Raw genomic sequence first — 6,765 nt, 5'->3', positions numbered from 1 at the left:
CTTCCATCGTTCCTGTTCCCAGGCCCTCCGGGCGCTTCCTTCGTTTCCGACTCTATCAGATCTTTCCGACCCGATTTCCTCGGTGCTTTCCGGTCTCGAATTTCTTTCCGAGGCCTTCCGGCGCTTTCCGACTTTATCAGATCTTCTGAGTCGGATTTCCCGCCTCCCGGTTCATCCTCCGGGCGCACGGCGGCACCCGGGGTTTCCCGATCTGGCGGAGCCGTAAACGTACTGGAGCGGGGCGCCCCGATGCAAATCGAGGGGCCCCGCTCCGCTGTCCCGCTGGTCAGACCTCCACGACGACCGGGAGGATCATCGGGCGCCGACGGTACGTGTCGGAGACCCACTTGCCGACCGTGCGGCGGATCAGCTGCTGGAGCTGGTGGGGTTCGACGACGCCGTCCTGAGCCGACTTGTTCAGGGCCTGGTCGATCTTCGGGATCACCGCGTCGAAGGCGGAGTCGTCGATCCCGGAGCCACGGGCGTGGACGTGCGGGCCGCCCACGATCTTGCCCGTCGACGAGTCGACCACGAGGAAGACCGAGATGATGCCCTCCTCGCCGAGGATGCGGCGGTCCTTCAGGGAGGTCTCGGTGACGTCGCCGACCGAGAGGCCGTCCACGTACACGTATCCCGCCTGGACCTTGCCGGTGATACGGGCGCGGCCGTCGACCAGGTCGACGACGACGCCGTCCTCCGCGATGACGATGTGGTCCTTGGGGATGCCCGTCATGGCACCGAGCTCGGCGTTGGCCCGCAGGTGGCGCCACTCGCCGTGCACCGGCATGAGGTTCTTCGGCTTGCAGATGTTGTAGAAGTACAGCAGCTCGCCGGCCGAGGCGTGGCCCGAGACGTGGACCTTGGCATTGCCCTTGTGGACCACGTTCGCGCCCCACCGGGTCAGGCCGTTGATCACGCGGTAGACCGCGTTCTCGTTGCCCGGGATCAGGGAGGACGCGAGGATCACCGTGTCGCCGGGGACGATGCGGATCTGGTGGTCACGGTTGGCCATGCGGGACAGCGCCGCCATGGGCTCGCCCTGGGACCCCGTGCAGACCAGCACGACCTCGTCGTCCGGCAGGTCGTCGAGGGTCTTCACGTCCACGACCAGTCCGGCCGGGACCCGCAGGTAGCCGAGGTCACGGGCGATGCCCATGTTGCGCACCATCGAGCGGCCGACGAAGGCGACCCGACGGCCGTACTCGTGGGCGGCGTCGATGATCTGCTGGATCCGGTGCACGTGGCTGGCGAAGCTGGCCACGATGATCCGCTTCGGGGCGTTGGCGAAGACGTTCCGCAGCACGTTGGAGATGTCGCGCTCCGGCGGGACGAAGCCCGGGACCTCTGCGTTCGTCGAGTCGGTCAGGAGGAGGTCGATGCCCTCCTCGCTGAGCCGCGCGAAGGCGTGGAGGTCGGTGAGGCGACCGTCCATCGGCAGCTGGTCCATCTTGAAGTCGCCCGTGTGGACCGCCATGCCCGCAGGGGTGCGGATGGCGACGGCGAGGGCGTCCGGAATGGAGTGGTTGACCGCGATGAACTCGCAGTCGAAGGCGCCGAGCCGCTCGTGGTGCCCCTCGGCCACCTCAAGGGTGTAGGGGCGGATGCGGTGCTCCTGCAGCTTGGCCTCGATCAGGGCGAGGGTCAGCTTGGAGCCGATCAGCGGGATGTCCGGCTTCAGGCGGAGCAGGTAGGGGACGCCGCCGATGTGGTCCTCGTGACCGTGCGTGAGCACGATGCCCTCGATGTCGTCGAGGCGGTCACGGATGGTGGTGAAGTCCGGCAGGATCAGGTCGACGCCGGGCTGCTCCTCCTCGGGGAAGAGGACGCCGCAGTCGACGATGAGCAGACGGCCCTCGTACTCGAAGACCGTCATGTTTCGGCCGATCTCACCGAGACCACCGAGCGGGGTGACGCGCAGGCCGCCCTTGGGCAGCTTCGGCGGGGCGCCGAGTTCGGGATGCGGATGACTCAAAAGACTCTCCTCACCATGCGCGCCACGTACCGGTCGGGCACGTGGCGCGCATGACAATCGTGCACTTGCCGTTGTCAGTGTTCAGTTGTGAAGTCCGATGTCAGAGTTCTACCCCGCCGGCTGCCAGGTCGACCTTGAGCTGCTCGATCTCCTGTGCGGAGAGCTCGACGAGCGGCAGCCGCAGGGGGCCGGCCGGCAGGCCCTGGAGGGCGAGGGCGGCCTTGGTGGTCATGACGCCCTGGGTGCGGAACATCCCGGTGTAGACCGGGAGCAGCTTCTGGTGGATCTCGGTCGCCTTCTGGACCTCTCCGCCGAGGTGGGCGTCGAGGAGGGCGCGGAGTTCGGGGGTGACCAGGTGGCCGACGACGGAGACGAAGCCGCAGGCTCCCACGGAGAGCAACGGCAGGTTGAGCATGTCGTCACCGGAGTACCAAGCGAGGCCCGAGCGGGCGATGGCCCAGCTCGCGCGTCCGAGGTCGCCCTTGGCGTCCTTGTTGGCGACGATGCGGGGGTGCTCGGCGAGGCGGACGATCGTCTCGGTGGCGATCGGGACGCCGCTGCGGCCGGGGATGTCGTAGAGCATCACGGGGAGGCCGGTGGCGTCGGCGATGGCCGAGAAGTGCCGGTACAGGCCCTCCTGGGGGGGCTTGTTGTAGTAGGGCGTCACGGCGAGGAGGCCGTGGGCTCCATCGCGCTCGGCGGCGCGGGCGAGCTCGACGGAGTGGTGCGTGTCATTGGTGCCGACGCCGGCGACGACGTGGGCGCGGTCGCCGACGGCCTCCAGGACAGCCCGCACCAGCTCCGATTTCTCCGCGTCGCTGGTGGTCGGGGACTCGCCGGTGGTGCCGTTGATGACGAGGCCGTCGTTGCCGGCGTCCACCAGATGGGTGGCGAGTCGCTGGGCGCCGTCGAGGTCGAGTGCGCCGTCCGCCGTCAGGGGCGTGACCATGGCGGTGAGGACCCTCCCGAAGGGGGTCTGCGGAGTGGAGATCGGAGCCATGGGTAACACGCTACTCGCTGCTCAGCGCCGGGTGTCCCCGAGGGGCACGGGAGAAAGGGATCCCGGCGCTGCCTGCTCGGGGGTTCAGGCAGCGCCGGGTCCGTTTGATCAGCCTAGATGAACTTCACGAAACGTCGCAATACGGACACTTCCCATGGTGTGTTCGGACATATGTGCCCTCCGGAACCGCACGATCGGCCAGCTCTCGGATTCGTCGGCCTCCCTGCCCTCCTCCCGAAGGATGAGATACGGCTGCTTTGATGAAAAAGGGCACCGAAACCGCTGTTTCGTCGTCTGTACCTGTGACACAGGACGACGAAAGAAGGAGAGTGGCTCCGATGTTCCTCCCCCAGACCCCGCCGGGAGGTAGCCCCAGGGAAGAGGCCGTGCCGTTCGCGTTCGTCGCGGAGGCGGACCACTTCCGCAGTAACGTCACTCCACCGCCCCGGGAGCGCCTCAGCCCCTCCCAGGTCGTGGGTCGCGCACTGCTCGGGTTGACCGTCGTGGCCGGCCTCGTCGGCTCCCTGGTCCTCGGGATGCCCTCGCTCCAGTCCGGTGACCCGGCCGGTCGTCAGCAGCAGTCCGAGGCCTCCGACAACCGCTGAGGTAGCCTCACCGGGCACTGCCCCTTCGAGCGTGCTTATGAGTGAGGACCTGCCGTGCCCCTGCCCTTCCTGACGGCCGACCGTGCTTTTGACACGACCGACCACGTCGCCCTGCCGTTCGACGACCACGACCAGTGGCGCCGTCCGTACCGGCCGGGGTCCTGGCGGGTGGGGACGGCCGCGCTCGCGCTGCTGCTCGCCTCGTTCGTACTGCTCGCCGCAGTGATCATTGCGACGGCGGGAGCCTTCGGCGGCGCGGGCGTCACCTTCGGCATCGCCGTGCTCATCATCGCGAGCGCCCTGCGCATGCTGCGCATGGGCACCTGGGTGAGCCGCGCCGGCATCCGGCGGGTGGGCTTCTTCTCGACCTCCACCGTGCCCTGGACGAAGGTGACCTCGGTCCGGACCACCCAGCAGCCGGTGCGTTGGTTGGGGCTCCCCCGCACGGTCCAGGGCCAGGCCCTGGTGCTCGACCGGCGGGCCGGTGAGCAGCTCCTGCTGCTCACCGACCACAACTCGGACTTCCTCTCCCGTGTGGAGGCCTTCGACCGGGCGGCCGACACGATCGAGGCCTGGAACGCCGAATACGGCACGGGCCAGACGGCTACGCGCTGACCGGACGCCCCTCGTGGAGCGCGATGGCCCGCTGCATCGCCTTGCGCGCCCGGGGGGTGTCCCGTGCGTCGTGGTAGGCCACCGCGAGCCGGAACCAGCAGCGCCAGTCCTCGGGCGAGTCCTCCGCCTCGGCCTTGCGCCGGGCGAACACCTCGTCGGCGGAGTCCCGGTCGATCCGACCGCCCTCGGTGCGCTTCAGCTCGTCGACGGGCAGGCCGCCCTCGGCCTCCAGCTCCGCGGCGAGGCGGTTGGCCCGGCGCGCGAAGCTGGTGTTCTTCCAGAGGAACCAACCGCCGACGGCCGGCAGCAGGAACGCCACCGCGCCCATGCCCATGGCGGCCGGTTCCCCCGTGAGGAGGAGGAGCACGCCCTCCATCGCCACCACGCCGAAGACGAGGACGAGGACGGTGGCCAGGAATACGTATGTGATCTTTCCGCCCATGACCGTCAGCCCAGGTCCAGGAAGTTCTCCAGGCCGAAGGTGAGGCCCGGGGCGGAGGTCACGCGGCGGGCGGCCAGCAGGATGCCCGGCATGAAGCTGGAGTGGTGCAGCGAATCGTGGCGGACGGTGAGGGTCTCCCCCTCGCCGCCGAGCAGCACCTCCTGATGGGCGAGGAGCCCCCGGAGGCGTACGGCGTGCACGGGGACGCCGTCCACGTCCGCCCCGCGCGCCCCGTCGAGGGCGGTGGCCGTGGCGTCGGGCTGCGGGGCGCAGCCTGCCTTCGACCGGGCCTCGGCGATCAGCTGGGCCGTGCGGGTGGCGGTGCCGGAGGGGGCGTCCACCTTGTTCGGGTGGTGCAGCTCGACGACCTCGACCGACTCGAAGTACGGGGCGGCGATCTGTGCGAACTTCATGGTGAGGACCGCGCCGATGGAGAAGTTCGGCGCGATGAGGACACCGGTGTCCGGGGAAGCGGCGAGCCAGGAGTTCAGCCGCGCGAGGCGCTCTTCGGTCCATCCGGTGGTGCCGACCACGGCGTGGATGCCGTGACCGACGCAGAAGTCGAGGTTCTGCATGACCGAGTCGGGGGTGGTCAGCTCGACGACGACCTGGGCGCCCGCCTCGGTGAGCGCTTCCAGCCGGTCGCCGCGGCCGAGGGCCGCGACCAGTTCCATGTCCTCGGCCGCCTCGACGGCCTTGACCGCCTCTGAGCCGATGCGGCCCCGTGCACCGAGGACCGCCACGCGCAGCTTGCTCATTGCTCTGAATTCCTTAAGGGCTCGGGGTCAGGAGACCGCTTGGTGGAGGCGGTCCGCCTGCTTGTCCTTCAGCGGGCCTATCACCGAGAGCGAGGGCCGCTGGTTCAGTACGTCGTGGGCGACCTCGCGGACCTCGTCAGGGGTGACGGCGGCGATCCGGGTGAGCATGTCGTCGACCGACATCTGGGTGCCCCAGCACAGTTCGCTCTTGCCGATGCGGTTCATCAGCGCGCCGGTGTCCTCCAGCCCCAGCACGGTCGAACCGGAGAGCTGGCCGACGGCCCGGGTGATCTCCTCGTCCGTGAGGCCGTCCGAGGCGACCTTGTCGAGCTCGTCCCGGCAGATCTTCAGGACGTCGTGGACCTGGTTCGGCCGGCAGCCCGCGTACACGCCGAAGAGACCGCAGTCGGCGAAGCCCGAGGTGTACGAGTACACGCTGTAGGCCAGGCCCCGCTTCTCGCGGACCTCCTGGAAGAGCCGGGAGGACATGCCGCCGCCGAGGGCGGTGTTCAGCACTCCGAGGGCCCAGCGGCGGTCGTCGGTGCGGGCCAGGCCCGGCATGCCGAGGACCACGTGGGCCTGCTCGGTCTTGCGGGTCTGGAGCTCGACGCGGCCGGCCGTGCGGAGGCTCCGCACCCCCTGACGGGGAGCGACGGGAACCGCGTCGGTGCGGGTGAGGGCGCCGGCCTTCTCGAAGGCCCGGCGGACCTGGCGCACCACGGTGGCGTGATCGATGTTCCCCGCGGCGGCGACGACCAGATGGGTCGGGTCGTAGTGCTTCTTGTAGAAGCGGGCGATCTGGCCGCGGCTCAGCGCGTTGATCGTGTCGACGGTGCCCAGGACCGGACGGCCCAGCGGGGTGTCGCCGAACATCGTCTGCGCGAACAGTTCGTGCACCACGTCGCCCGGGTCGTCCTCGGTCATCGCGATCTCTTCGAGGATGACACCGCGCTCGGCGTCCACGTCCTCGTCGAGGATGAGCGAGTCGGTGAGCATGTCGCAGACGACGTCGATCGCCAGCGGCAGGTCCGTGTCGAGCACCCGGGCGTAGTAGCAGGTGTACTCCTTCGCCGTGAAGGCGTTCATCTCGCCGCCGACCGCGTCGATCGCGGCGGAGATGTCGAGGGCGGACCGCTTGCGGGTGCCCTTGAAGAGGAGGTGCTCCAGGTAGTGGGTGGCGCCGTTGAGCGTGGGGGTCTCGTCACGGGAGCCGACGTGTGCCCAGATGCCGAAGGTGGCGGAGCGCACGGAGGGGAGGGTCTCGGTGACGATCCTCAGTCCTCCGGGGAGGGTCGTGCGGCGGACCGTGCCGATGCCGTCCTTGCCCGGGAGGAGCGTTTGGGTACGGGCGACGGCCCGCCCCTCCGAAGTCG

Annotated in this window: 7 protein-coding genes; 2 read left to right on the top strand and 5 right to left on the bottom strand. The window is 69.3% G+C overall.

Features of this window, described 5'->3' with window-relative positions:
• Positions 1 to 286: 286 nt before the first annotated feature.
• On the bottom strand, positions 287 to 1,972 hold the full coding sequence (locus ACFW2Y_RS33925) for a ribonuclease J (protein WP_384887036.1): 1,686 nt from the start codon (positions 1,970 to 1,972) through the stop codon (positions 287 to 289).
• A 100-nt stretch (positions 1,973 to 2,072) separates the two neighbouring features.
• Positions 2,073 to 2,972 carry a 4-hydroxy-tetrahydrodipicolinate synthase gene (gene dapA, locus ACFW2Y_RS33920; protein WP_384887033.1) on the bottom strand — a complete coding sequence of 300 codons (900 nt, stop codon included), beginning with the start codon at positions 2,970 to 2,972 and terminating at the stop codon, positions 2,073 to 2,075.
• Between the two features lie 338 nt (positions 2,973 to 3,310).
• On the opposite strand from dapA, the gene ACFW2Y_RS33915 reads away from it, so the two are divergent.
• A complete protein-coding gene (locus ACFW2Y_RS33915; protein ID WP_384887031.1) occupies positions 3,311 to 3,577 on the top strand; it encodes a hypothetical protein in 267 nt (88 codons plus the stop codon).
• Positions 3,578 to 3,631: 54 nt separating this feature from the next.
• On the top strand, positions 3,632 to 4,192 hold the full coding sequence (locus tag ACFW2Y_RS33910) for a hypothetical protein (protein WP_384887029.1): 561 nt from the start codon (positions 3,632 to 3,634) through the stop codon (positions 4,190 to 4,192).
• On the opposite strand, the gene ACFW2Y_RS33905 is transcribed toward ACFW2Y_RS33910, so the two are convergent.
• The 3 genes from ACFW2Y_RS33905 to ACFW2Y_RS33895 form a co-directional block, all read right to left on the bottom strand.
• Positions 4,182 to 4,634 carry a hypothetical protein gene (locus tag ACFW2Y_RS33905; protein ID WP_384887026.1) on the bottom strand — a complete coding sequence of 151 codons (453 nt, stop codon included), beginning with the start codon at positions 4,632 to 4,634 and terminating at the stop codon, positions 4,182 to 4,184. The two genes, ACFW2Y_RS33910 and ACFW2Y_RS33905, sit on opposite strands and share 11 nt — an antisense overlap.
• A 5-nt stretch (positions 4,635 to 4,639) precedes the next feature.
• Entirely contained in the window at positions 4,640 to 5,392 is a 753-nt protein-coding gene (dapB, locus tag ACFW2Y_RS33900; protein ID WP_384887023.1) for a 4-hydroxy-tetrahydrodipicolinate reductase, read from the bottom strand.
• 27 nt (positions 5,393 to 5,419) lie between these two features.
• Positions 5,420 to 6,765 (bottom strand): M16 family metallopeptidase (locus tag ACFW2Y_RS33895; RefSeq protein WP_384887020.1); only part of this gene is annotated, 1,346 nt, incomplete at its 5' end.

This window comes from Streptomyces sp. NPDC058877, assembly GCF_042742855.1.
Taxonomy (GTDB): domain Bacteria; phylum Actinomycetota; class Actinomycetes; order Streptomycetales; family Streptomycetaceae; genus Streptomyces.
The sequence above is the reverse complement of the archived record's forward strand: the minus strand, read 5'-3'. Positions and strand labels throughout refer to the sequence as shown.

Coding starts and splice junctions, on each gene's coding strand:
- dapA (WP_384887033.1), bottom strand. CDS start 2,972: ATGGCTCCGATCTCCACTCCGCAGACCCCCTTCGGGAGGGTCCTCACC.
- ACFW2Y_RS33915 (WP_384887031.1), top strand. CDS start 3,311: ATGTTCCTCCCCCAGACCCCGCCGGGAGGTAGCCCCAGGGAAGAGGCC.
- ACFW2Y_RS33905 (WP_384887026.1), bottom strand. CDS start 4,634: ATGGGCGGAAAGATCACATACGTATTCCTGGCCACCGTCCTCGTCCTC.
- dapB (WP_384887023.1), bottom strand. CDS start 5,392: ATGAGCAAGCTGCGCGTGGCGGTCCTCGGTGCACGGGGCCGCATCGGC.